At 58.9% G+C, this 24,512-nt stretch carries 17 protein-coding genes; 5 read left to right on the top strand and 12 right to left on the bottom strand.

Translation table 11 applies throughout. The features are described from left to right. Positions 1–30 precede the first annotated feature (30 nt). The 5 genes from LAP85_06860 to LAP85_06840 form a co-directional block, all read right to left on the bottom strand. Positions 31–2,079 carry a glycoside hydrolase family 65 gene (locus LAP85_06860; protein MBZ5496107.1) on the bottom strand — a complete coding sequence of 683 codons (2,049 nt, stop codon included), beginning with the start codon at positions 2,077–2,079 and terminating at the stop codon, positions 31–33. 292 nt (positions 2,080–2,371) lie between these two features. After that, the gene (gene rhaM / locus LAP85_06855; protein MBZ5496106.1) at positions 2,372–2,689 is read right to left on the bottom strand and encodes an L-rhamnose mutarotase; all 318 of its coding nucleotides are present in this window, start codon (positions 2,687–2,689) and stop codon (positions 2,372–2,374) included. A gap of 105 nt (positions 2,690–2,794) precedes the next feature. Continuing rightward, positions 2,795–6,376: a TonB-dependent receptor gene (locus LAP85_06850; protein ID MBZ5496105.1), complete on the bottom strand. Its 3,582-nt coding sequence runs from the start codon at positions 6,374–6,376 to the stop codon at positions 2,795–2,797. 132 nt (positions 6,377–6,508) lie between these two features. Further along, positions 6,509–7,438: a 5-dehydro-4-deoxy-D-glucuronate isomerase gene (gene kduI, locus LAP85_06845; protein ID MBZ5496104.1), complete on the bottom strand. Its 930-nt coding sequence runs from the start codon at positions 7,436–7,438 to the stop codon at positions 6,509–6,511. A gap of 189 nt (positions 7,439–7,627) precedes the next feature. Then, entirely contained in the window at positions 7,628–7,789 is a 162-nt protein-coding gene (locus tag LAP85_06840; GenBank protein ID MBZ5496103.1) for a hypothetical protein, read from the bottom strand. 182 nt (positions 7,790–7,971) lie between these two features. Here LAP85_06840 and LAP85_06835 point away from each other — a divergent pair, with 182 nt between their 5' ends. From LAP85_06835 to LAP85_06825, 3 genes are read left to right on the top strand one after another with little or no spacing between them, the layout of a single operon-like run. Continuing rightward, positions 7,972–9,240, top strand: a complete 1,269-nt coding sequence (locus LAP85_06835) for an L-rhamnose isomerase (protein MBZ5496102.1) — start codon at positions 7,972–7,974, stop codon at positions 9,238–9,240. A 24-nt stretch (positions 9,241–9,264) separates the two neighbouring features. Continuing rightward, a complete protein-coding gene (locus LAP85_06830) occupies positions 9,265–10,662 on the top strand; it encodes a hypothetical protein (GenBank protein MBZ5496101.1) in 1,398 nt (465 codons plus the stop codon). Positions 10,663–10,675: 13 nt separating this feature from the next. Next, positions 10,676–10,852 carry a hypothetical protein gene (locus LAP85_06825; protein MBZ5496100.1) on the top strand — a complete coding sequence of 59 codons (177 nt, stop codon included), beginning with the start codon at positions 10,676–10,678 and terminating at the stop codon, positions 10,850–10,852. A 42-nt stretch (positions 10,853–10,894) separates the two neighbouring features. Here LAP85_06825 and LAP85_06820 read toward each other — a convergent pair whose 3' ends face one another. Together LAP85_06820 and LAP85_06815 are read right to left on the bottom strand one after the other, a co-directional pair. Then, positions 10,895–11,524 carry an O-methyltransferase gene (locus LAP85_06820; GenBank protein ID MBZ5496099.1) on the bottom strand — a complete coding sequence of 210 codons (630 nt, stop codon included), beginning with the start codon at positions 11,522–11,524 and terminating at the stop codon, positions 10,895–10,897. A 75-nt stretch (positions 11,525–11,599) separates the two neighbouring features. Then, positions 11,600–12,982, bottom strand: a complete 1,383-nt coding sequence (locus LAP85_06815) for a tryptophanase (GenBank protein ID MBZ5496098.1) — start codon at positions 12,980–12,982, stop codon at positions 11,600–11,602. Positions 12,983–13,231: 249 nt separating this feature from the next. On the opposite strand from LAP85_06815, the gene LAP85_06810 reads away from it, so the two are divergent. After that, the gene (locus LAP85_06810) at positions 13,232–16,195 is read left to right on the top strand and encodes a protein kinase (GenBank protein MBZ5496097.1); all 2,964 of its coding nucleotides are present in this window, start codon (positions 13,232–13,234) and stop codon (positions 16,193–16,195) included. Between the two features lie 35 nt (positions 16,196–16,230). Here the strand turns inward: LAP85_06810 and LAP85_06805 are convergent, their stop codons facing one another. Continuing rightward, the gene (locus tag LAP85_06805) at positions 16,231–17,595 is read right to left on the bottom strand and encodes an amino acid permease (protein ID MBZ5496096.1); all 1,365 of its coding nucleotides are present in this window, start codon (positions 17,593–17,595) and stop codon (positions 16,231–16,233) included. A 141-nt stretch (positions 17,596–17,736) separates the two neighbouring features. On the opposite strand from LAP85_06805, the gene LAP85_06800 reads away from it, so the two are divergent. After that, entirely contained in the window at positions 17,737–18,144 is a 408-nt protein-coding gene (locus LAP85_06800; GenBank protein MBZ5496095.1) for a hypothetical protein, read from the top strand. Positions 18,145–18,257: 113 nt separating this feature from the next. On the opposite strand, the gene LAP85_06795 is transcribed toward LAP85_06800, so the two are convergent. The 4 genes from LAP85_06795 to LAP85_06780 form a co-directional block, all read right to left on the bottom strand. After that, positions 18,258–18,692, bottom strand: coding sequence for a methyltransferase domain-containing protein (locus LAP85_06795; GenBank protein MBZ5496094.1), 435 nt, complete (start codon positions 18,690–18,692; stop codon positions 18,258–18,260). Between the two features lie 316 nt (positions 18,693–19,008). Beyond that, the gene (locus LAP85_06790; protein ID MBZ5496093.1) at positions 19,009–20,445 is read right to left on the bottom strand and encodes a CHAD domain-containing protein; all 1,437 of its coding nucleotides are present in this window, start codon (positions 20,443–20,445) and stop codon (positions 19,009–19,011) included. 159 nt (positions 20,446–20,604) lie between these two features. Continuing rightward, on the bottom strand, positions 20,605–22,128 hold the full coding sequence (locus LAP85_06785) for an aromatic amino acid ammonia-lyase (GenBank protein ID MBZ5496092.1): 1,524 nt from the start codon (positions 22,126–22,128) through the stop codon (positions 20,605–20,607). Between the two features lie 156 nt (positions 22,129–22,284). Beyond that, positions 22,285–24,471: a TonB-dependent receptor gene (locus LAP85_06780; GenBank protein MBZ5496091.1), complete on the bottom strand. Its 2,187-nt coding sequence runs from the start codon at positions 24,469–24,471 to the stop codon at positions 22,285–22,287. Positions 24,472–24,512: the final 41 nt, after the last annotated feature.

Genomic DNA, 24,512 nt, shown 5'->3' with positions numbered 1-24,512 from the left:
AGAATAATTTCCGGAACAGTCGCCTCATTTTCAAGGCGCCGGTGCCAGTTTCTCCCATCGAACAGTCCAGGAACCGTCCGAAGGAAAGCCAGGAGCATGGGTCTGCGGCGCTCCCTGCCATCCCGCCGACATCATTGCCACGGCATAAAGCAAGCCGCCGTTGCCCGGAAGATAACATGGCAGGTTTTCCCGCTGCCAGTTGTGTCCATTGGGCAGAAAGCGGTTCTTGCCGGTCGGCATCAGCAACGCGTCGACTGCCAGTTTCTGCTCGCCGCACCGCGCTGCAGTCATTGCCGTAAGTGGATAGTCCCATCCCCAGGTCTTGTCCCATTGCCACTCGTTCATTACCTTGATCAACGTTCGGCGCATGGTCACGCGGTTAACACCGTCGCCGGGCAACATGCCGAACGCGCCAAGCATGGACGGGTGGTCGGAATTTCGTTCCGTATATGTCTGCGGGCAATTCTCGTGAGCGAGATAGACACCGCCCCGCACCGGAAGCTGCGACAGATTAGAAATGATTTCATCCCAGACCGGATCAGGTTTTATTCCAAGCCGCCGGCGCCAGCGCTGTGCGAGCTTCAGTCCATAGCGCCAATATGACAACTCAAAGGTGGGATTCCAGGTCTCGGCAGCCGGATGGTTTTCCTGTGCCGGTATGACAGGCGGGCCCAGAAAGTAGCGTCGTGTCTTTGCATCTAAGGAAGCGAAAGAAGCCATGAACGTCGCTGTTTCAAAGACAATTGGGCGATAGCGCTCGAGCGTTTCGCGATTGCCGTGGGCGCGGTAGCAGAGTTCGGCGAAAAATATCGGATGAGGCTGCTGCCAGATCAACAATGGGCCGATGGGTGAAGGACTGTCTTTCCCTTCCGGGCCCACCATCTTGGGCCACCTGGCGCCGGCGTAGCCCTGTAGCTGCGCCGTGTCGCGAGCGGAAGGCAGAGTCGAGAGATACCAGCCAAGGCTCTTCTCCAGCAGGCGGATCCGGTTCCACAAAGCGAAGTGGGCGGCGTGCCACCAGTGCATCTCCAGGTGAAACTTCCCATACCAGCTGTTGACCGTCAGCCCGGTTTCCTGAGGCGGCATGGATCCGGCGCACTGGATCGCTGTGAGGTATTGCGAGAGCACAATGCGCCGCTCGAGCTCCGGCGCCCGGCGGTCACGGCTGTCGGCCAGTTCGACGGCGCCGCCATCGGTCCAGAGGCGCTCCCAGTGCCTCGAACTGTCGACAAAAGCAGACGATGTGCTCGGCAGCGACTTGTCGGGAGGGCGCGAGGCAAACGCTGCGACGAATTCGAAGCGCGAATTCTGTCTTGCAGGAGTCAGAATGAACTGATGCTCTGCTTCAGGCGTCCATGTGGCCTGCCCGCTCCAGCTGATCGCCACGAAATACTCGTCGGCATCCAAAAATCTGTGGAGTTCCGCACGGCCCGGCGCTTGATTTGTCATCAGAGTTCGATGCCTGTCAGGCAGTCTCCAATCGGCAGCTTGCATGCTGGGCGAGCCGTAGGGAAAACTGAACCGGACGGCGAGCCGCTCCGCTGCGATCAGCGGGGATTCGATAGCCACAGACAGGAGATCCCGGTCAGGGTGCACGGCAGACTTGACAGTTACCGGTTTTCCTTCAATCGTGAAATGGCTCGTCAAGATGCCGGCCCAGAGGTCCAGCTTCTGTTCGATGTCTGTGAGATCCTGCGGCTGAAGCTCCCTCCCCCCAGGCAGGGATAGCCGCAGGCCGATCCGGCCGAGGTGGAGCCGATGGGGATTTTCGCGAAGCCAGTCGTAGAGCCCGCTTTGCCCGTCGCCGCTTGTCGGATATCCGACTTTGCGGCCATGAGTATCGTATGGGGTGAGGCGGAAATGTTCCAGATCGAGCCCCGGAGGAAGAGGCGAGGTGTGCCATCCCCACTGCGACATCGTGCACAGCGGCGTTGAATTCTCGTATGATTGCGGGAATGTCTGTAGCCCGGTGATGTCCGCAGTGAAAGCGAATTCCCCGTTGCCGAGGGACAACGGGGAGAGCGGATCAAGTTCTTGCAGTATCGGATTATGACGCCTGACTAAACTCGCGCGGTCCATCAAGCTTACAGCCCATGGCCTGTTCTTGATGAGAGCGCCCGACACCAAGAGGGTTTTGAGGAAATTGCGCCGCTGGATTTTCATCCCCTCGTCCCTGTCCTGGTTGCAGCCGGCCGGCTTGAACTTCCAAGAAGTGCTGCTGATTACGTTTTTCGGTATCACTATACACCTGTTGAGTGGCTACGGATCGAAATCCTCCTCCGCGGACGCCTGTGGATCGGTCTCGTCGCATAGCCCAATGGCGGATCGTCATGTGTTTGGCTGCAGACCTGGGATGCTATCTACCCAATTACTATTTCTCTATATGAAACACCTCCTGCAGCTCGATCGCAACCGGACTGTTGTCGGGATTTGAAGGCATGATTTCCTTCATATGAGCCCACCACCTGCGGCAGACTTCTGTCCGTGTCACGGTCTTCCATTTCTCCTCGTCCTCAATTTCTACGTAGGCAAACAGCTGGTGCGTTTCGGGATGGAGGAATATGGAGTAGCTCAATACTCCATGCTGCTTTAGCACATCCGCGAGCTCCGGCCAGATGGGGTTGTGGCGCCTGCGATATTCCGTTGCATGTTTGGGAGTTACACTCATTACAAAACCCTTGCGGATCAAGACGTTGCTCCTTTGAATCGTTTGCATGGGCGGGGAAGGAGAAGCTTCAGGAAAGGAGAGAAGCAGGGGCGCGCGGTAGCGCGCCCCTGCGGCGAAGCGAGTTGACTAGAAGATGAACTTCAGTCCGAGCTGGAATCGGCGCGCGTAATTCCCCATATTCTTTCCCACCGTGGAACCGAAAGCAGTGGATGTGGGGTTTACGGTTGCGGTGACCGTGCCGTTGTTCAGCAACGGATGGTTCATGGCATTCAATGCCTCGATCTTGAATTGAATACTCTTCCCTTCCGTGAGCTTCGTGTTCTTGATGAGCGAGAAATCCCAGTTGCTAAAATTCTGATAGCGAACTCCGGAGAATCTCAGCGGCATCGTCCGCACATGATGGTCCGGCTGTGCGGTGGAGGCGGTCACGAAATTGGCGGTATTGAACCAGCGGGTAACCGTACGCTGGTCCGAGGGAAGTGCCATGGTTGTGGGATCGCCATTGAAGAAGAAATCCGTACCGAATTGGATGGGCACGCCGCTCTGATATGTGTAAATCGGAGAAAGCTGCCAGCCGCCGATAATGCGCGACAGGACGGCATTACTTGTCACCTGGAACGGCTTGCCCGGCCCGAACGGGAATTCCAAGAGGGCACTTAGCGACAACCGGCTCGGTGTGTCAAGATCGGATATCATCTCAGTGGGTCTGGGATCGTCCTGATTCAGGAGCTCCGTGGCCTGCATGGATTTAGAACGGGTGTAGTTCAAAACCACAGAGTACCCTTTGGAGAATCTCTTTTCTACCTTCAGTTCCGCCCCATGGTACCAGGAATACCCTTCGTTCGTGGTTGTGGATACGGTGCCGAAAGCGGGGAATGGGCGCATCAGCCGCTCGCGCGCAATAGTTTTTCCCGTGAACGTGCTGGTCGCACCCGCCGGCCACGCGAGTCCATAAAACGGATTCGTGAAATTAAACGTCAGGTAGTTGATGACAGTCGCATCACGGGTCGAGAGTGTGCTCAGATATTTCTGCGGCGTCACATTCAGGTCTCTCGTGAGCTCGATATGGGTGCCGCGGTTGCCGATATATGCCGCTTCGACCACCACACCCCCGGGCAGCTCCCGCTGGATGCCGAACTGCCAGCGCTGCATGTACGACACCTGTGGTTTCGGATTAAAGAACGCGATCCCCTGGCCCTGGATTGAATAATTGAGATTCTGTCCAAGGTAGGTCTGGGCGCCTGATGCCGCCCCCACCGGCTCCAGGATCCCACTGGGGAATGGATTGGACAGCGTGCCAATAAAGTTGATGTTATCGGTGGTGGGAACAAAATTCGTATCTCTCTGAAACCCGGTTTGGATCACGTCGCCGCGCCGTTCACCCAGGAACCCGAAGAAGATCCCATATCCGGAGCGGATGACGGTCTTGGGAGTCAGCTGATAGGCAATCCCAAACCGCGGCATGAGGTTTTTCTTCGGGGTTTCATAAGCGCCTCTCGGCTGGCCGCCGACTCCGGCAAACATCAGTCCGCCCTGCACTTTGAACTGGCTTACCGGGATTTCGGTCACGGGATTCAAGGCGTAGTTGGCCACAGCCTGAGCGCTGATAGGCTGGAGTGCGTTGTAGTCAAAGCTGGTCGCGGTGCGATTATATCGCTCCGTCAAGGAGCCCTCGAACTCCCAGCGCAAGCCAAAGTTCAGGGTCAGCTTCGGAAGGACCTTCCAATCATCCTGTACAAAGAAACCCCAGGAGGTTGACTGCTCGGCGTAGCTGGCGGCCCGCCTGACAAAGCTGGCATTGGTCGGCAACCCAAGAAGCAAGGCTGCGACGGACTGACCAAAACTGCTGGGTGCCGCGGTTGAATTATCCAATGGCCCCTTGGTGTAGGTTGTATCAAAGGTAAACGAACCCGTCTGGTTGTGACCCGTGAAGCCGTCGGTTTCGCGATATGCGCGGAACTCCATGCCGACCTTGAGGAAGTGCCTCCCCTGGGCTTTCGAGAGGGTTATGGGGAGCGAATAGATCTCGACCGGCCTGAACTCGCAACCGACGGGGCCCGTGGCCTGGTAGCCGGTCATCGAGACTGCCGGGAAGCGACGTATGTCCTTCGGAATCGAATCGTTGTACGAAGCCGGAAATCCCAAACTGGTCAGATCAAATCCAGTTTCGGAATTAGTTTTGTCTGCCCGAATGAACCTGCTGTAGCCGAACTTCACATTCAACACGGTGGTCGGACCGAAGGTGTACACGTCGTCGATGACGCCGTTTTTGGCCAAGAACTGGAAAGCGTCGCCCGTGAGCAAGTAATTGGAGAGGTAGTTATCGTAAAGGCTGTTTCTCGTATAGGCGCTGGCGCGGAGAAAGATCCGGTGTCGATCGTTTATGTTGTGATCCACCTTGACCGTCCAGTTGTAGTACTTGGCTGCTTCGACCAGGCCCGGATCCTGGTTATTGCCCAGGCCCGTGGCATCCACGGGGGTGAAGCGCGGATCCGGATAATAGGAGAGGATTTTCAAAGCAATCGGATTGAGCAAACCCGGGTCAATGATGTTGCCTGGGAATGGATCCGCCTGGATTCGGCCGCCGGCTATCGATCTCCGGGTGAACGGATTGTAAATCTGGTACTGCGGGCCGATGGCCAGCAGTTCCGAGAAATCGCCCTTCTTCATCTTGGCGCTCGGCACGGTGCCATTGGTCACGTCGTTGCGCGGACGGTTGTCGTGAATTCCTTCATATCCGAACATGAAGAATGTCTTGTTCCTGCCGTCGTAGAGGTGCGGGATATAGACGGGACCGCCCGCCGATCCGCCCCACCGTTTTTCGGTAAAAGTCGCAATCTTTTGATTGAGGCGGTTGGCGTAGAAGTCGTTGGCAGCCCATCCCCAGCCTGCCGGCGGCAGGCCTGCGAAATAGGCCGTGCCGTGCAGCGCGTTGGTGCCCGACTTAATGCTGATGTTGGTGACGCCGCCTTCGGTCTGGCCGAAGCTCGCATCGAAGGTCGATGTCTGAACTTTGAATTCCTGGATGATGTCACCCGGCGGCGGGTAAGTTGCGGTTACCTCGTTGGCATTCGCCGTGGCCGTGCTCGCGATGCCGTCAATCGTGAGGTCGCTGCGGTTCGCGCGGGTACCGGCGATTGAATAGCCGACGATGTGCGTCGGCTCGTAGGGGCGGTCCAACCTTGGATCGCGGGTGAAGCCGACGCCCGCCGCAATCCCGATCAGCTGGTATGGGTTCCCGTGCGCGAGCGGCAACTCGGTGGCGCGGCGCGCATCGATCACCTGCCCCAGGGAAGCCGTCGTGCTTTCCAGGAGCGGTGTCTCGCCCATTACCGTGATCGTATCTGCCAACTGGCCGACGGTCAGCTGGATGTTCACCTCGAGCCGGTCGGCGATGCGAACTTCGATATTGTCGCGCTCGTACTTCTTGAAGCCTTGAACCTGGACCTCAATCCGATACAGGCCTGGAGTCAAAAATGTTGCCTGGTAGTATCCTTGCTCATTAGTTGCCAGTGCGGTCTTGGTGCCCATGGCTTTGTTAAGGACTTCCACAGTCGCCCGGGGAATCACGGCGCCGCTTTGATCGGTAACTCTGCCCATAATGCTGCCGCGAGTTTCCTGAGCCAGCAGCAGGCCTGTCGGGAGCGAGCCCAATACCAATACAAAAACAAGCCAAAAGAGAAATCTGTGTTTATGGGATTGCCTCATATGCTTGCTCCTGGTTAGCGCTTTGGTCCGTTTTATAACTGCGCATTTGCTGCAAAGCAAATACAGCTTTAGAACCTGACTCATCCGTGGCCGCCGCGGGCGTTCTCGAAAGCAGGCCGCACGACCTGTGGGTCAGGCCAGCACATCCATTGGAATCGCATTCATGTCGGAGAACTCTCTGTTCTCGCCGCCCATCGCCCAGATGAACGAATAGCGTGAGGTGCCGGCGCCGAGGTGGATCGACCAGCTGGGTGAAACCACAGCCTGGCGGTTGCGTACCAGTAAGTGCCTGGTTTCTTGAGGTACCCCGAAACAATGAACGACGATGGCATCTTCCGGCAAGTCGAAGTAGAAGTAGATCTCGGATCTGCGCGGGTGCGTATGAGCCGGCATGGTATTCCAGACACTGCCCTCTTCAAGAGTGGTCAGCCCCATCGTCAGTTGTGATGTTTCCACCTCAGGCGGGCAGATATACTTGCGGATCGTCCGGCAGTTTGCGTTGGCCGCCGATCCGAGCGACGATCTTTCGGCCTCGCCCTCACAAATCCGCCTGGTCCGATAGGCAGCGTGGGCAGGGTAGCTGACAAAATAGAACAGCGCCGGTTTGCGCCCGTCCTCGCTTTCGAAGCGGATTTCCCGGCTGCCGCTGCCTATATAGATGGCGTCCCGTGGCGCCAGGCAAAAGGCAGTTCCATCAACGCGCACAACGCCGGAGCCCCCGATGTTGAAGACCCCGAGTTCCCTTCGCTGTGCAAAAAACTCGGACCTGTGTTCCGGCGGCGCTACCAGCAGAAGCGGTCCCGAACCAGGGACGGCACCGCCCACGGTAGCGCGATCCACCTCTGAGTGGTATAAGATGATTCGATTCTGCTCGAAAAAGCGCGGGAGCAGGAAACTGCTGCGCATCCCCGCCGTATCCATCCTGGCCAATCCTTCGGGATTGGGCGGATGGGGCAGGTGCACGCTCTCCTGCAGTTTCAAGGCTCCTTCGGCCCGGGACGAAAGCGGCGCTGCATTCTCACTCAACGGCGACACCACTGCTCCCCGCGGCCGAGTATCCATGTCAGGATTCCTTCTCACCATGTGAAACCATGTTACTCACATTATGGTTGCCACACTAATCCCGTCATTCACTGATGTCAAGAAAAATAATCGCATTACAAAACAGGGCGTTTAACAATGTGAAACGCGGCCGCCGCTGGAGCTATCGACGGAGGCAGCGGGCGCAGCGAGGGGTGCGCCTGGCCGCGTTCATTTTCGGGTGGTTCCTTGCTGTCCCCGCCTGTCGAACCATGCCTTTACCTGCGCATCCAGCGCCTTCAGGTCAGGCTTGCTTCGGGCCAGTGCCAGAGAATCGCGGTATTCCTGATTCAGATCGCCCAGCGCCGTGCGGGAGCCCACCTGGATGAACATTTGGTGATTCCCACGGGAGATGGCAAGATCCTACGCCACCTGGAGACAATTGTGCAAGCCAGCGTGTTTTCCTGTTGCATCTTTCTCCCCGGTTCTGGCACTCTCACGGCTGCCATCCATCTGCTCTGAAACATGAAGAGAGAATCGAGGAATTCGCTGGGCCCACCTGGGAGATGGCTTCCATGGCGAACTTCACGAAAGCCGTCAAGCAGTCGTACAGACAGGCGCGGGAGCGTTACGCCCGGTTGGGGGTAGACACGGACCGCGCGCTCCAGGTTCTGGCGACGATACCTGTCTCGATTCATTGCTGGCAAGGTGACGACGTCGGCGGTTTCGAACATCACGGCAATGAACCTGGAGGAGGGCTCGCCGTCACGGGCAACTACCCCGGTAAGGCGCGCAACCCCGATGAACTCCGCTGCGACCTGGACATGGCCCTCTCGCTGATCCCGGGGCGGCACAGGCTCAATCTCCATGCCTGTTACGCCGAAACCGGGGGGAAGCGAGTGGATCGCAATGCCCTCGAACCGCGGCATTTCCGCTCCTGGATGGATTGGGCAAAGTCGAGACAGATGGGCATGGACTTCAATCCGACTTACTTCGCCCATCCCAAAGCCGCAGCCGGCTACACGCTGACCCATCAGGACAAGGCCGTCCGGCAGTTCTGGGTCGAGCATGGGATCCGGTGTCGCGAAATCGGCGCAGCCATCGGCAAAGCGCTGGGCACGCCCTGCATAACCAACTTCTGGATTCCGGACGGCTATAAGGACACCCCCGTTGACCGGAAGGCGCCGCGCGAGCGGCTGGCTGAGTCATTGGATGCGATCTTTGCCGAGCCAATCAGCCCGCGATTCAATCGGGATGCCATCGAGCCCAAGCTTTTCGGCATCGGCTCGGAGAGCTATGTCGCCGGCTCGCATGAGTTCTACCTGGGGTACGCGGTCCGCCACAGGAAGTTGCTTTGCCTGGATTCCGGTCACTACCATCCTACCGAAGCGATTTCCGACAAGATCTCCTCCGTCCTCATCTTCCTGGATGAAATCCTGCTGCACGTCAGCCGCGGAGTGCGCTGGGATAGCGACCACGTGGTGACACTGACGGACGAGCTTCAGGCGATCGCGCTGGAACTGGTCCGCGGCGGTTATCTTCGCCGGGTGCATATCGGGCTCGACTACTTCGATGCCAGCATCAACCGTGTAGCCGCCTGGGTGATCGGAACCCGCAGCATGGTCAAGGGCCTGCTGAACGCCCTCCTGGAGCCCACAGAACAACTTCGCCGGCTTGAAATCGACCAGGATTTCACGGCGCGCCTCGCGCTCCTTGAGGAAGTAAAAACTCTGCCTTTCGGTGCCGTCTGGGATTTCTACTGCCTTGCGGCCAATGTTCCCGTGTGTGACGCCTGGCTGTCCGATGTCAGACGCTACGAGGCCGATGTCCTTGCCAGGCGCTGAGTCCGGTTGTTGGAGTGGAATGCCATGCCTGATAACCATCACGAACCCGTTGAAGAATTCGAACGTGAACCGGTGCCGGAATCGGCGCGGCTCGGCATCGGAAGCTTCGTAGGGCAATACGGGGGAGAACACATCGCCGGCACCGAACTGATGCTGGGTCCGCTTTTTCTGGCTTCCGGCGCGAGTGCATTCGACCTCATTGTGGGTTTACTGCTGGGCAATCTGCTCGCCGTCCTGAGCTGGACCTTCATCACCGCTCCGATCGCAACCCGCGCCCGGTTGACCCTTTATTACCAGCTGGAGAAGATCTGCGGCCGGAAGCTTGTCACGCTTTACAATCTGGCCAACGGCGTCATGTTCTGCTTCCTGGCCGGGGCGATGGTCACCGTCTCCGCGACGGCAGCAGGCGTATGGTTCAAGATCAGGATGCCGGGCTTGACTGACCTATATCCCAATAGCCTTGGCTGGATCATCAGTGCTTCTGTGGTTGGGCTGTGCATCGCCCTCGTGGCAGCTTATGGATACAAGTTCGTGGCCCGGTTCGCGAACATCGCAGTACCCTGGATGATACTTGTTTTTGTCGCCTTTGGGGTGATCGGCTTGCGGCAACTGGGCGTTACATCGCTGCGCGACTTCTGGAGCGCGGCACAGACAGTCATCTGGAAAGGGGGCAATCCTCTGCCGGGCCAGGTGAAGTTCACTTTTTGGCATATCACATTCTTTGCCTGGTTCTGCAACATGGCAATGCACATCGGCATGGCAGACCTGTCGGTCTTCCGTTATGCAAAAAAATCCTGGTACGGGATCGCGTCCGCGTCCGGGATGTTCCTTGGCCATTTCATGGCTTGGCTGTCTGCCTCCATTCTGTATGCCGTTCAGCTCAAGGAGAACCCGGCGAACATCGACGTGCTGCCCGGCCCCATGGCATACAAGGCGTGCGGCATTGCCGGAATAATCTGCGTAATCATGGCCGGCTGGACCACGGCAAATCCGACGATTTATCGGGCTGGGCTTGCTTTCCAGTCCATTGTTCCGAAGGCGTCCATATTCAGGGTGACACTGATCACGGGCGTACTTGCCACCATCGCCGGCCTGTTTCCGGCGGTTGCCATGAAGCTGCTGGGCTTCGTGGCCCTTTACGGCATGATACTGATGCCTATGGGCGCAGTTGTCTTCCTGGATTTCTGGGTCTTTAAAAGACTCGGATTGCAGAGCAATTATGCCGAAGTGTCGGGCACACATTTCAACTGGGCGGCCGGTTCCACCTGGCTCTTTACCCTGGGCGTGTGCACATGGCTGGTGCTGCGTGGGGGAGTGCAGATCTTCTTCGTCAGCCTGCCCGGTTGGTTTGTCGCTGCTTTCCTGTACATAGTTTTCAGCAAAATCTATCAGCGGAAGCTTTCTCCCGCGCCCATCCCGTGAAGAGGCACAAACCATGAAAAAGCTGTGTCAATTCGTTTCCGTGCTGGCTCTAGTGACAACGATCCTGCCTCCCGTGCTGTTCTTCGCGGACAGGTTTTCCCTTTCTCAGACCAAGACCTGGATGCTCGTGTCTGCAGCCGCATGGTACCTGAGCGCTCCGCTATGGATGCAGATCAAGCCCAACCAGTGAGAAGCTCCCGACGTTTCTGCGCGTGCATCCGCAGGTCGACTTTCAGAGTCTGACGGCGACCCAGAGGCCGTCGCCGATCGGGACAATGAGGCTTTGCAGCCCGGCTTCATGGGCCATGATCTCGTTGAAGGCGCGGATGGCATCGACCTCCTCGCGCTCCGGATTATTCTCGAACAGCTCACCGAACGCAAAGGCGTTATCCGCCATGATGAGCCCGCCGGCGCGCACGAGGCGCAACCCATGGCGAAGATAGAGCGGGTAGCCCGGCTTGTCGGCGTCGATGAAAATGGCGTCGGCCGAACCTGCTTTGAACTTGGGAAGAACGTCTTTGCCTGCACCCCGGTAGATCTTGATTTTCTCGGCAACATCCGCTTTGCCCACCCAGCGTTCCGCAAAGTCCGCATGCTTCCCCGAGATCTCGATGGTGTGCACATGCCCGCCCGCAGGCAGCGCGCGCGCCATCCAGATCGCAGAGTAACCCGCCAGCGTCCCAACCTCGATGACTTCCCGTGCCCCGATCAGGCGCAACAGAATCTGCATCAGGCTGCCTTGTTCTGATGCAATCCAGATCGGAGGAAGCCCCGCCGCGATCGCCTCACGCTTCAGGGTGCGTAGAAAATCATCCTCCGCTACCGTGTGCTCCGCAATATAACGAGCATAGTCTTCCGACATGAGCTATCGACCTTGGTCGTGAGTCATGAGTGATGAGTGAAAGACAACCGTCCGAAGTGATTAAGTCAGTACTCATCACTGTTCTTTGAGTGGTTCGAACCGGGCTGTAAAGTGACGCAAAAACGGGGTCTGATAGGTAATCCGGTAGCCCGGAAGCGAACCTTTTCGTGCAAAAACGTCCAGGATGATCTCGACCACGTAATCGATGTGGCTCTGGGTATAAACCCGGCGAGGTATGGCGAGACGGACAAGCTCCATGGCCGCGGGAATCTCCTGGCCTGTCTCGGCATCGCGCCGGCCGAACATCACCGACCCGATCTCCACGGATCGGATGCCGCCGGCGCGGTAAAGTTCGCAGCAGAGAGCCTGCCCCGGATAACGGCAAGGGGGGATGTGGGGAAGCATCCCTTTGGCATCAATATAAATCGCATGCCCTCCGGGGGGTTGAACAATGGGAACACCCCGTTCGGCAATGTGGGTGCCGAGGTAGCTTGTCGAGACGATCCTGTAATTGAGATAGTCCTCATGCATGATCTCCCTGAGGCCGACGGAGATCGCGTCCAGGTCCCGCCCCGCCAGCCCCCCGTAGGTGGGGAAACCCTCAGTGAGGATCAGCAACTCCTTCTCCTGCTCGGCGAGTTTGGCGTTGTTGGTACAGAGAAATCCGCCGATGTTGGCCATGCCATCTTTTTTCGCCGACATGGTGCACCCGTCGGCATAGGAGAATATCTCGCGCACGATCTCGGGAATGGGCTTGGACTCGTAACCGGGCTCGCGCAGCTTGATAAAGTAGGCGTTTTCGGCGAAGCGGCAGGCATCAATATAAAGGGGGATACCATGGCTGCGGGCGAGCTCACTCACCTCGCGGATGTTGCGCATCGAGACCGGCTGGCCTCCGCCCGAGTTGTTCGTGATCGTAAGCATCACGAGGGGAATTTTCTCTCTGCCGTACTCCCGGATGACCCCCTTCAGGGCCTCCAGGTCCATATTCCCCTTGAACGGATGGATCAGCGCCGGTTCCCTGCCTTCAGGAATGACGAGATCCACTGCTCTTGCTCCCCGGTACTCGATATTCGCACGCGTGGTGTCAAAATGGGTATTGCTGGGCACGATATCGCCTGGATTGCAGGTCAGACTGAAAAGGATGCGCTCGGCGGCACGCCCCTGGTGCGTAGGAATGATATATGTGAAACCGAAGATGTCCCGCACCGTTTCCTCGAAGTGATACCAGGAGCGACTCCCCGCGTAGGCTTCGTCGCCGTCCATCATGGCCGCCCATTGCCTGGAGCTCATGGCAGCGGTTCCGCTGTCGGTCAGCAAATCGATGAGGACATCCTCGGCAGGAATGAGGAACAGGTTGTAGCCCGCCCGGCGCAGCATCGCCTCGCGCTCCTCGCGAGTCGTCATGCGGATACTCTCGATCACCTTGATCTTGAACGGCTCGATGATTGTCTTCATACTCGCTCCTTATTGTGCGGCACGGGGGATCAGGAAAGCTCGCTCATTTTATCAGGAGTCAGACAAATCCACTAAGCACTGTGGTGCACAAGTACGGCCACGTATTTTTGGGACGCGGATGCAAGACCCGGATCACCAGCCCGCCGAAGATTACAGAATTCTGAGGATGTGCCGGCAGGGCGCTTTCCCATTGTTTTCAGGGGCCTGTAACCGTAAGATCGTTCTCGCCGGAACGTCCGGAGGGAGAGCGTGATAGGCAAGACCATCTCTCATTACAGAATCGTCGAGAAGCTGGGAGGCGGCGGCATGGGCGTCGTCTACCGGGCCGAAGACATCAGGCTCGGGCGAACCGTCGCATGCAAGTTTCTGCCCAAAGAGCTTGCGGGAGACGAGCAGGCGCTGAAGCGCTTTCAGCGCGAGGCTCTCGCCGTGTCGGCCTTGAATCACCCGCACATCTGCACGCTCTACGACATCTGTGATGAGGGGGGCTATCCCTTCATGGTCATGGAGCTCCTCGAGGGCCGTTCGCTCGATCACATCATCGCGGGAGAACCGCTGGGCGTCGACTCCATCCTCGAGATCGGGATTCAGATCGCCGACGCCCTGAACGCCGCTCACGCCAAAGGGATCGTCCATCGGGATATCAAGCCGGCCAATATCTTCGTGACCGCCCAGGGACAGGTCAAGGTTTTGGATTTCGGCCTCGCCAAGGTAGGCATGCCCGATCAACATCGCACAGGGGCGGCACCGGAACGCACGCCACAGCCTGAAGAAGCGCTTTTGACCACACCCGGAATGCCGGTCGGGACCGCAGCCTATATGTCTCCGGAACAAGTGCGCGGGGAGGAGACCGACGCGCGCAGTGATCTCTTCTCGCTGGGCGTCGTGCTCTACGAAATGGCAGCGGGGCGTCCACCGTTCGAGGGTCCGACGTGCGGCGTCATCTTCGAGGCGATTCTGAATCGTACCCCGATCGCCCCACGTGTCTGGAATCCGGCCCTGCCTCCCGCATTGGAGGGGGTGATCCAGAAGGCGTTGGAAAAAGCGCTCGAGGCACGTTATCAGAGTGCGGCCGGCCTGCGCTCCGATCTCAGAAACCTGAAGCTCGAGAGGGACTCCGGAATCTTCACCGCGAGTGTGGCAGCAGCGCCCAAGCGTGCGGATGTCCCGCGCACGCACGCCGGGGACCCGTCGGTCGGGCAATCCGAGGTCGGGCTGGCGGCACCGCGCAAGCCGCGGCGCGCCCTGCGCGTAGCCTTCTGGACGGGGGCGGCCGTGCTCGCGGCGACGGCCGGATACCTGCTGTTTACTGTCAACACCAACTACTTCCCGTGCATCGTAATCAAGGAGTTCCGGGTCGATCCCGAACTGCTGAGTCCCGGCCTGGTCGAATTTGCCGTTAAGAGGACCCTCTCCCAGTTTGAGGAGATTTCGGTCTACGATCAGCGCGAGTTCGAGCAGGTGCTGAGGCTGGAGAAAGCCGCGCTCAAGGGGCAGCCCGAGAAACGCGGCAGCCCTGGAGTCGTGCAGAAGTTTTTGACCCGGTCCGAGTCGGTTCGCGATCCTGCTCTTTCGGTGTCGGGCGAGATCCGCCAATCCATGGGAGCGATTGAGCTGCGAGTGAACCTCACGAACCGCGGCCGGTCCGAATCTTTCACCAACCGCTATCGGGGTGTCGACCCGCTGATCACCAAGGGAGTAGATGACCTGGTCGGGCAAATCCTGAAATCCTATGACGCCCGGTTGGAAGCCGGGATAGAGGCTAACCCGCAAAACTACCGGCCGGCCGTGCTGCTGCTCTCACACATGCTCGACGCCCTGCGCCACTATTGGAAAGGGGCGCTGGCATGGGACCATCTCGATCCGGCATCGGCGGAGAATGAGTTCCGCGCAGCGCTCGGGATCGATCCTACCTTTGCCCTGGCGCGCCTGGGCCTTGCCGAGGTGCGAGTGTTCCAGAATCAGTGGAATACGGCTCAGTGGGAAATCCAGGCTGCCCGCGAGCAGTCCGGCTCCCTGACGGACCTGGATCGGCTGCGCATCGACGCCCTGCTCGCTCGGGTTTCCGGCAAAATCTTCGAGGAGCGCGCGGAGCTGGAAAAGCTCGTCGGCCGCCAGCCGCACCGGGTGGAATACAGATACGAGCTGGCGGAATCCTACTTCCACACTGCCGACGTCGAGGAGGCAATCAACAAGTACTTGGAGGCGCTGGCTCTCGATGACACCTACTTCAAGGCCTATAACCATTTGGGATTGTGCTATTCGTGGAAAGGGGACCATGCGCGCGCACTCCAGGCTTTGACCCAATATCTCAAGATCGATCCCGGCATCAATGCCTACGACAGTCTCGGCGATGTCTATATGATGGCAGGTAACTACGACAAGGCCGAGGAAATGAAGAATAAGGCCGCGAAGGAAGCGGAGAAGATCGGATCAAGCCTGTACTACGTCAAGCGCACCCTGGTCTTCCTGGACATCCTGCGCGGCCGCAACCGCGCTGCGCAGAAAAAGCTCGATGTGCTGCTGAGCCAGAATTTCGCCGACCCGGTGGAAAGGGCCCGCTTCCTCGCCGTCCAGTCGTTCTTCCGCTATCGCATGGGCGAACTGGCTCCCGCACTGCAGGCCTGTGAACAGGGGCTTCTGCTGCTCGACGACGGATTGAGCAGCGACCCGCCGAACGACGAACTCGTGTGGCTCAAGGGGCTGATCGAGCTTGCGCGCAGGAACATGCCTGGCGCCCAGGCGGCGCTGGCCCGCCTGCGCCGGATGCTGGATGCCAGTTCCATCAACGATCGGAACTTCAAGCCCATCTACAAGCACTACCTGCATCTCCTTGCCAGTGTCAGGTCCGACGAAGGGAAGCGGGATGAGGCTCTCCAAGCCATCAGCGATCTGGAGTATGTGAAGGAGAAACTCGGCTACTGGAGCACGCCCTACGATTATGCGTTCATGATGGACAGCGTCGGCCAGATTTACGAAAAGCTGAGTTCCCCACAAAATGCCGAACAATCCTACCGGAACGCGCTCTCCTACAACCCCCAATTCGCGCTCACGCACTTTCATCTGGCCCGGCTGCTGCTCAGAATCGGGAGAAAGGTGGAAGCACGGGATGAGCTCAGGCTGTTTCGCACCCAATGGGCCACGGCCGATGAAGGAGCGCCCGAAATCGTAGCGGCCACGCAGTTGATGAATACCCTGTTACATGCGGATTGACGATCGAAAACACCATGGATTGCCGGCGCGGATCGTTATTCGGCCTTGATTCCCTTCACCCAGAGGTAATAGCAGGGGACACCCAAAGCTATGGTGATCAGTGCCACCGTTGACGCGAAGGGCCGGTTGGTAAAAGCAACGATCATGAGCCCCAGGCTGCTGATCAAGTAGAACACGGGAACTACCGGATATCCCCACACTCTTGCGGCCGATGTATCTCCGATGCCTTTCTTTCGCGCCAGGAAAAGGCCCACGACCGCCAGCCAGGGGAACACACCCAGGGCGAAGCCGACGTAATACATGATCTGCTCGAGAGTCCCGGTGACCACCATGAAAATGGCGATCAGTCCCTGTATCAGAATGGAAATGCCGGGCACGCCATAGCGCGGATGCACCTTGGCAGCCAGCGGCAGGAAGAGCCGATCCTGGGCCATCGCGTAATAGACACGCGGCCCGAGGATGATATAGGCGCTCAAGGAGGAAAGGAGTGCCAGGCCCACGAGCAGCCCCAAAATGTTGCCCGCCCAACTCCCGAAGGCCCTGACGGAGGCTTCCTTAACGACTTCTTCCATGCCCTTCAGCTCCTGATAGGGCACCGACTGCAGAATAAAGAGGTTGACCGCAAGGTACAGAACAATCACGATCCCCGTGCCGACCAGCAGAGAAAGGGGCAAGGATCGCCGCGGCTCCTTCAGCTCGCCGGCGATGTAGGCACTGGCGTTCCATCCGCTGTAGGCGAACATCACCAGCATCATCGCCGTCCCGAATGCGATTCCGCCGGGCGGGTCGCCGTTGCTGAGAGTCAACGCCGGCCCATGCGACCACACCATGATCAATCCAAAAGAGGCGAGGCCGAGGACGATGGCGATTTTGAGGCTCGTCAGCACATTCTGAACGGCTGATCCGAAGCGAACACCGAGATAGTGCACACCCGTGAGCGCCAGGATGATGAGGATGGCGCTCCCCTTTTTGATGAGCGACAATTCCGCGTCCGACAGCGCAGGCAGCCGACTTTGGGCCCCGCTGAAAACATACGCCGAGAAACCGAGGGCGGAAGCGGCGATGGGCGCAGAAAAACCGGCTAGAAAGCTGGTCCAGCCGGTCAGAAATCCCAGCGCCGGGTGGTACAACTTTTTGAGATAGACATATTCGCCCCCCTCTTCGGGCATCCGCGTTGCCAACTCGGCATAACAAAGAGCGCCCGAAAGAGCGATGAATCCGCCGAAGATCCAGCAGCCCAGGACCCATCCGGCTCCGGGGACCTGTGCGGCCACGATCCCCGAGGTGGTGAAAATGCCGGCACCGATCATGTTGGCCACAACGATGCTGGTGGCGGTAAACGGACCGATCTTCCTGGCCACCTGACCCGAGAAAGCCGCACCCTTATTCACTGAAATCATCGCGTCTCCTAAATCTCAACGTGAACAGTAAGGCCTGCCACTGCCATTCATCCCCGCTCTTGCCGGTACCGGGATTCTCCCACTGCGTTCGGGCGGGGTCTATAATATGTAGTGAGTGGGTAAAAGGAAAGGAAGATGCGTATGGTTTCAAGGAAGCAGAAAGCGATCTGTCTGGCAACGGGAGGTACCGCGGCTGCAGCGCTGGTCTGGCTGCGGTACGCCAAATCTGCGGCGGGGGCCCGCAGCTTTCTAGGCGAGGCAGGCGCCAAGGTAAGCAAAACACTCGGCGACCTTCAGAGCGCATTGTCGACGCTCCGGAAGCGGACGGAAGAAGTCGACCGGCTTGTGCATGAGCTCGTGCGGCTCGGCAGCGAACAGAAAGCCAAGGCTGAAGTGGTCATCAATGACGCTCTGAAACGGCTCGGTCAAACGACGGACGTTATCCAGCAGAATCTGACTCAATCCTCGAACGAGATCTCTGCGCTGCTCAAGGATATCCGGTCCGCCGCGCAGCGTTCGGTTTTGTCGAGACCGTCCCGAGCCGCCTGAAAACACGCCCCAGGGATTCCGCGGCAGGCACGGATGCGGATGGCATTGTTCAGGGCGGATCGAGACGAGTCGAATCGCATATTGCAGTGCCGGCCGCCGAATTCCTCAGCAGGCTAGTTTCGGATCTTACCGTCGGCCTTCCAAAGATACAACGTCCGGTCCCTGCCCGAGCGATCCTTGAATTGGTCGACCTTGAGCGGCTCCCAGTCATCCATGTCGAACATGTGTGAGACGATGCGCGCACCGGGTTTGAGCTGCTTGGTCAGGATCGGCCGCAGGCGCGTGTTCGACAAGGGCAGAAGGTAAAGCGTGACCACGGTAGCCTTGGAGTAGTCCGCCGTCGTCGCGTCCTGCTGGATGAACTGGACCAGCTCTTCCACTCCAGCCTTCTTGGCGTTCGCCTTCGACTCGCGAATGCGCTGCGGGTCAATATCGATGCCCACTGCGTGCGCGCCATATTCCTTGGCTGCCGTGATGACAATCCGGCCGTCACCGCAGCCGATATCGTAGACGGTGTCGCCGGCTTTTACCTCCGCGAGCTTCAGCATCCTCTCCACTACATCCTGAGGAGTCGGAACATACGGCGCCAGGATTATTTGACGGCTGGGTGGTTCCGAGGCGCGCGCATGCGGGGAACTCACTCCCGCCAGGACCTTGAAGGAAAGCAGACCAAGACCCAGGAAAAACAAAAGCCATCGTCGCTTCAGCACAGGCTATCTCCTTGCCGGCAATGATTCCCCCGACGGCTCCGCCTCGCTAAGTGGGCGTTCGGCAGATACTCGGCCGGCGGCTTGAGTATTGCCCGATCCGCCGCGCTATGCAAGCCTTGTGCGATCTGGTCATACGACAGATGCGCTTCGGGATCTAACCGGACGCCGCTCCTTCGTCGAACCACACGGGCATGCCGCAGACCACTTCCAGGAGGTGTCTGGCGCAGGCCAGCTTCGGAGCGAGCGGATCGCGCGCGGAGTAGCCGTGTGCACGGATCAGGAGCACTTCGGAGCTTCGCTGTGTTTCCAAATGGCGGATGCGCCGGTCGTGAGCCAGGTCAAAGGCGTTCGCAAGGCGCAGGATTCCGGCCAGGAACATGACCAACCTGCGCTGCTCGTCCGGGAGCCCGGCCAGACGTTTGTGGGCGAGTCGAGGAAGGGCGCCGCGGTGATAGCGGGCCACCAGAGCCGCCAATGGGAAATATTTCGGATCCATTCCGAGCGGTGGATCGAGCTTGCGAATCATGCGGCCGGAGATCCGGTGATGTTTCCTGGTGGCCTGGGCGCGACCGACGTCATGCATGAGCGCCGCCGCCTGCAGGATGGAGCGGGCAACCTCTGCGCTCATCCCGCCAGGGAGCATATCGCCTGCCAGCCCTGCGAACAGCTGCAATGCCAGCATGGCAACATGTCGCGCATGCGTGATATCGGGATCGCGATAGGCCGCCCATTGCTCGATTCCGGCCATGGCGGATAGAGTTACATCACCTCCGGCCGGCAGCCCGGCCCGCCAAGCCCACCACAACGATCCCCGGCCGCACATCTTCTGGCGATAGAGAGTCAGGCGCTGGCCCCGCTCCTGGACGATCCGATCGCGCCAGCGTTGGCGCACCTCGCTGTCTTTGAGCGCTCCGATTTTCAGTGCCGTGCGCCAGAGAACGTAGAGATCGTGGGTTTCACCCAGCAGATCCTGGAGATCTCTCAGGTCTGCATCCCATTCATTCTGGCGGTTCGGCAGAAAGTTCTCGACGGTGTAACGGAACCTCTTCAGCCCGATTCGAAGCCTGTGGAAGGCGACCTGGCTCCGGTTGCGCAGAGCCAGGCGATGAAGTTCATGGGCCTCCTGCCAGCGTTCAAGCGCCAAGTGCTTAAAAGCAAGGCTCGCTGCCGGAATACGTGCTGCCCGGACGCTCAACTGGCTGCTCCACGACAGCCATTTCCTGGCGTCGAATTCCTGAAGGGCGTCGAGTGCAAGTTCTCTCAGGCGCTGCTCCTGGGTCGTCAAATAGCCGGTGAGCATGGCGGCGGCCGCATCCCCGGCGGCGCCGAGACGTTGCACCCAGTCGATCATCACATGAGTGTCACGCAAGTCTCCCAGCCGGTTGAAGAGCCGCTTGCCCTCCTTCTTCATTTCTCTCCAACCGGGGTGGGGATCAAATGTCATGAATCCATCGGCCATGGAGCGGCAGCGGCGCAGCGCGACACGCAGGTCATGAACGGCGCCCGCATCAAAGTCGCGGGCGGCCCGCGTGCACTCCGCGACGGCGCGCAGCATCCAGAACCTCAGTCCGATCCGTCCCCGCTGTGCCATACAAAGACCTCGCAGCAGCCCACCTCGAGGACAACTCGAAGGCGGGTGTTCAGTGAAGAGGCGGAAAAGCTGATCGGTCAAACATAGTCCGCGGGAAACCACCACGAAAAACACGAGGACCGTCTTCATGTTTTTCGCGGTTACCTACCCAGGGCGGCACTATTCCAGAGAGCCGACTTCCTTTTCAACCTGCTCCAGGATCTCGCAGTACTTGACCAGTTCTTTCATGGTGTTGTGGTCCGGGAACAGCGGCCGGTCTTCCTCGAGGTGGGGAACATGCCGGCGCACGATCTCCAGAGCCTTCCTGACACCGCGCCCCGGCGTGAATTCGCGGAAGTCCAGCGCCTGGGAGGCAGCCATGAACTCGATCCCGAGCACGCCGTACGCATTGTCCAGGATCTGGGCGTTTTTTATTGCCGTGTTCATGCCCATGGAGACGAAATCCTCCTGGTCGGCAGCCGCAGGGATCGAACAGATGGAAGCGGGCGCGGAGAGAATGCGCTGCTCGACGATGAGTGAGTCGGCCGTGTACTGACTGAGCATATAGCCGGAGAACATCCCTGCACCTTTGGAAAGGAATGCCGGCAAGCCTACGCTCAGCGCCGGGTTGGTGAGACGGTTCAGACGCCGTTCCGAGAGCACACAGACCATGGTCACGGCAGCCCCGATCAGATCCATGGGGAGTGAAACCGGTGTGCCCTGGAAATTGGCCCCAGTCAGGGTAAGCTTTGCCTCGGGCAGAAAAATCGGATTGTCGCCCACGCCGTTGAGCTCGATCTCGACCTGCTTGACCGCATAGGCAACAGCATCGTGCGCCGCCCCTATCACCTGGGGGGTCGATCTCATGGAGTAGGCATCCTGGACCTTGGTCTTGATCCTGCCCGCCAGCAGGTCGCTTTCCTGGATGCACTTCATGATGGCCCTGGCACTTCGCACCGCCCCGGGGAAGCCGCGCAATTGATGCAGCCTCACATCGTAGGGCTTCAGGTTGGCGATGAGCGCTTCCAGCGTCATCGAGCATGCGATCTCCGCCTGCTTCAGCCAGCGGTTGATGTCGTACAGATGAATGGCGCTCATCGCGGTCAGCAGGTTGGAGCCGTTGATGGTAGCGAGGCCGTCCCGCGCCTGCAGCCCCGGAACGGCGATGCCGGCGCGTTCGAGGGCCGCCCGTCCCGGCAGACGCTCGCCCCGGTAGAATGCCTCGCCCTCGCCCATCATCAGCAGCGCCAGCTGTGCCATGGGCGCAAGATCTCCACAGGCTCCGACCGAGCCTTTTTGGCAGACTACCGGCGTCACACCCCGGTTGAGCATCTGCACCAACGTCATCGTGATTTCCGGGCGGCCGCCTGAATTGCCGTGAGCATGCACGTTGATCCTGCCGGCCATGGCCCCACGCACATATTCGATGGGCGCCGGTTCCCCGATGCCGGCGGCATGGTTGTAAATCAGGTACTTCTGGAACTGCTGCACCTGGTCGTCGTTCAAGACCACTTCGGAAAACTCGCCGATGCCGGTGTTGACTCCGTACATGATTTCGTGGGCACGAATCTTATCCTCGAGCATCGCCCGGCAGACCTTGATGCGCTCCACAGCAGCCTGGTCCAGTTCGACCTCTTCGCCATATCTCGCGGTGCGGACGAGCTTTTCGATGGTCAATGAGGATCCATCCAGGATAATAGCCATGGTTCTTTCCTTTCCCGTTATGAGGTCCGGGGTATTTGTAGCCGGGTGGGGACGGCAGTACAAGAAGAAAAACCACGAAATCCACGAATCACACGCCGGTTTTCGTGTTCTTCGTGGATTTCGCGGTCATGTCTCGAGCAGGGGGACTTTCACACCTCAGAAGCCGGCGGGCTTTCCTCCCAGGTAGAAACGGGCGCTGAAGAACACTTCGTCCTTCGGCCCCGGCTGATAGGAGTTGCCATCCATATCCGGCTCAGTAAAGGCGATATAATACTTCCTAAAGGCATTGCGGGCAGAGACCATGATCTCGCCGCTCACCTTGTCGCTGTTCCAGCGAAATCCCAGCCTCGGATTGAAGAGTGCATAACCCCATGCATAGCCCACGTTGGACGGATCCACATAGGCGCGGCTCACCATGTCTTCCCCAAACCCGACAAACAGCCGGGAACGGTAGGTATATTCCACGTCCACGTAAGCCTGGTTGCGCGGAGAGTTCGGCATCCAGACATTGTAGAAGGTAGACAAAGTATTGCCGAGCTGGGCCTGCGCGCTTTCATATTTGAAATCGGAGTACGTGTAATTGAGCCGCACGACCAGCGAATCCATCGGATACCACGAGGCAGCCGTCTCCAGGCCGTACCTGCGACTATTGCCCGCATTCTGGTAGAAGGTTTCCAGCGGGCGGCTGGCTATGCGATAGCGGCCGAAATCGTGCTTGGTGCCCAGATGGAAGAAAGCCACATCATAGTAAAAACGCTTCGTGGCATTGCCGCGAATGCCGATCTCCTCTCCCAAGGAGGTGGCCGGTACCAGATTGGTGTTGAATCCGCCCAGATGAGCGGGATTGTTCGCCAATTCCTCGGTGGCAGGCGGCAGAAAGCCTTGCCCAAAACTCGTATACAGGCCCACGCTCGACTTGGGATTCCAGGAGAGGCCGACGCGCCCCGTGGCCTTTTTAAAATCGGCGGATCCCGAAAGATCGACACCGCCTGTTTTCATATTGTCGGTCAGATCATTGTGAATGAGGTCGCCGCGCACGTCGAACAGCAGGTTCACCTTGGGGCCGAATTCGATGCGGTCCAGGGCATAGATACCGACACCACGCTGGTAGATGTCGCCATCTGAAGCCTTTGCCCCTTCGAGCGCCCCGCCGAGGTTGATATTGCGGTAGTCCCAAATCGTCTGCCAATCCATGTCGGATCCGAGTGTGAAGTGGTTCTTCAGATCACCTTGACCGCTGTGGATCGTATACTGAATGATAGCGCCAGGTGTGTTGTAGGTACGGTGCTGGACAGAAGAAGGGACTGACTCGCGCCAGGCCGTGTTGCGATAATAAACGCTGAAGGACAAATCCTGATTGCCGGCAACCTGGAACTGACCCGTAAGGCCTGTGGTAACTCGGCGCGTGCGCTGGTACTCGTTAAAGGTCAGGGCATCCGGATTTGGCTGCCGCGGGTTGTCCAGTTGGGCGAGATTCAGTCCTTCGGCATTCTCATTGAAGAAATTGGTGCCTCCGACAATTGCCGTCAGGCGCCCGGACTTGCCGAGTTTCCAGCTGAACTTGCTGTAGAGGTTAAGGGCCCGAAAGGCCGTGTGCACCCGATAGCCGTCTCCTGCGGTATTTGAAGCGGAGATCCGGTAATTCATGTCGCCTTTGGTGCCCCCCACCTCCGAAAACACCTTGTAGAAATCATAAGTTCCGTAGGTGAACGATCCATCGCCGGAAACAGGCTTCGTGCCGCCGTCGCGCGTTGCGATATCGATCACGCCCCCGGCGGCGCCGCCGCCGTACAATGCCGACGCGGGTCCCCTGAAGATCCCAATATGCTGGACCGCGGACCAGTCGACATCGAAAAGGTCCGGTGCAAATCCGGTCGGATCATTGAGTGGCAGGCCATCAAGGAGGACCTTGATGCCGCGGATGCCTCGTTCGGTCAGTAGCCCCTGCCCACGGATGGACAGGTGCACACGCTCGCCGTCCGCCTGGTTGTCGACTTTGACCCCTGGAACAGTCTTGAGCGCTTCCTCGGCCGCAATCCCGCGCGGCATGCCTTTCAGAATCTCCGCAGGTATCACGGTTGTGGCTGCGGGTGTTTCGTTAAGGGGGATTTCGATGCGTGGCGCCGTGACTACAACGACCTCATTCGCGCCTTGAACTTGGCCGGCAGGCTTCTGCTGGCCGGTAGTCCCCTGCCCCTGCGCCGGTTTATCAGTCCCTCGTTGGGGCATGGACCATAGACTGCCAGGGCCGACGCACAGGATGACTAGAACAACGCCGGCAAGAAAGGGAAAGTAATGCGCATTTGATGATTTTTTGAATCGTGGGTTTTCGATGCGGTACATCTGAGTCCTCCGTAAGCACGCTGGCACGCCAAATAGGGCAG

It is taken from the genome of Terriglobia bacterium (assembly GCA_020072565.1).
In the GTDB taxonomy this organism is placed as follows: Bacteria; Acidobacteriota; UBA6911; order UBA6911; family UBA6911; genus JAFNAG01.
The sequence above is the reverse complement of the archived record's forward strand: the minus strand, read 5'-3'. Positions and strand labels throughout refer to the sequence as shown.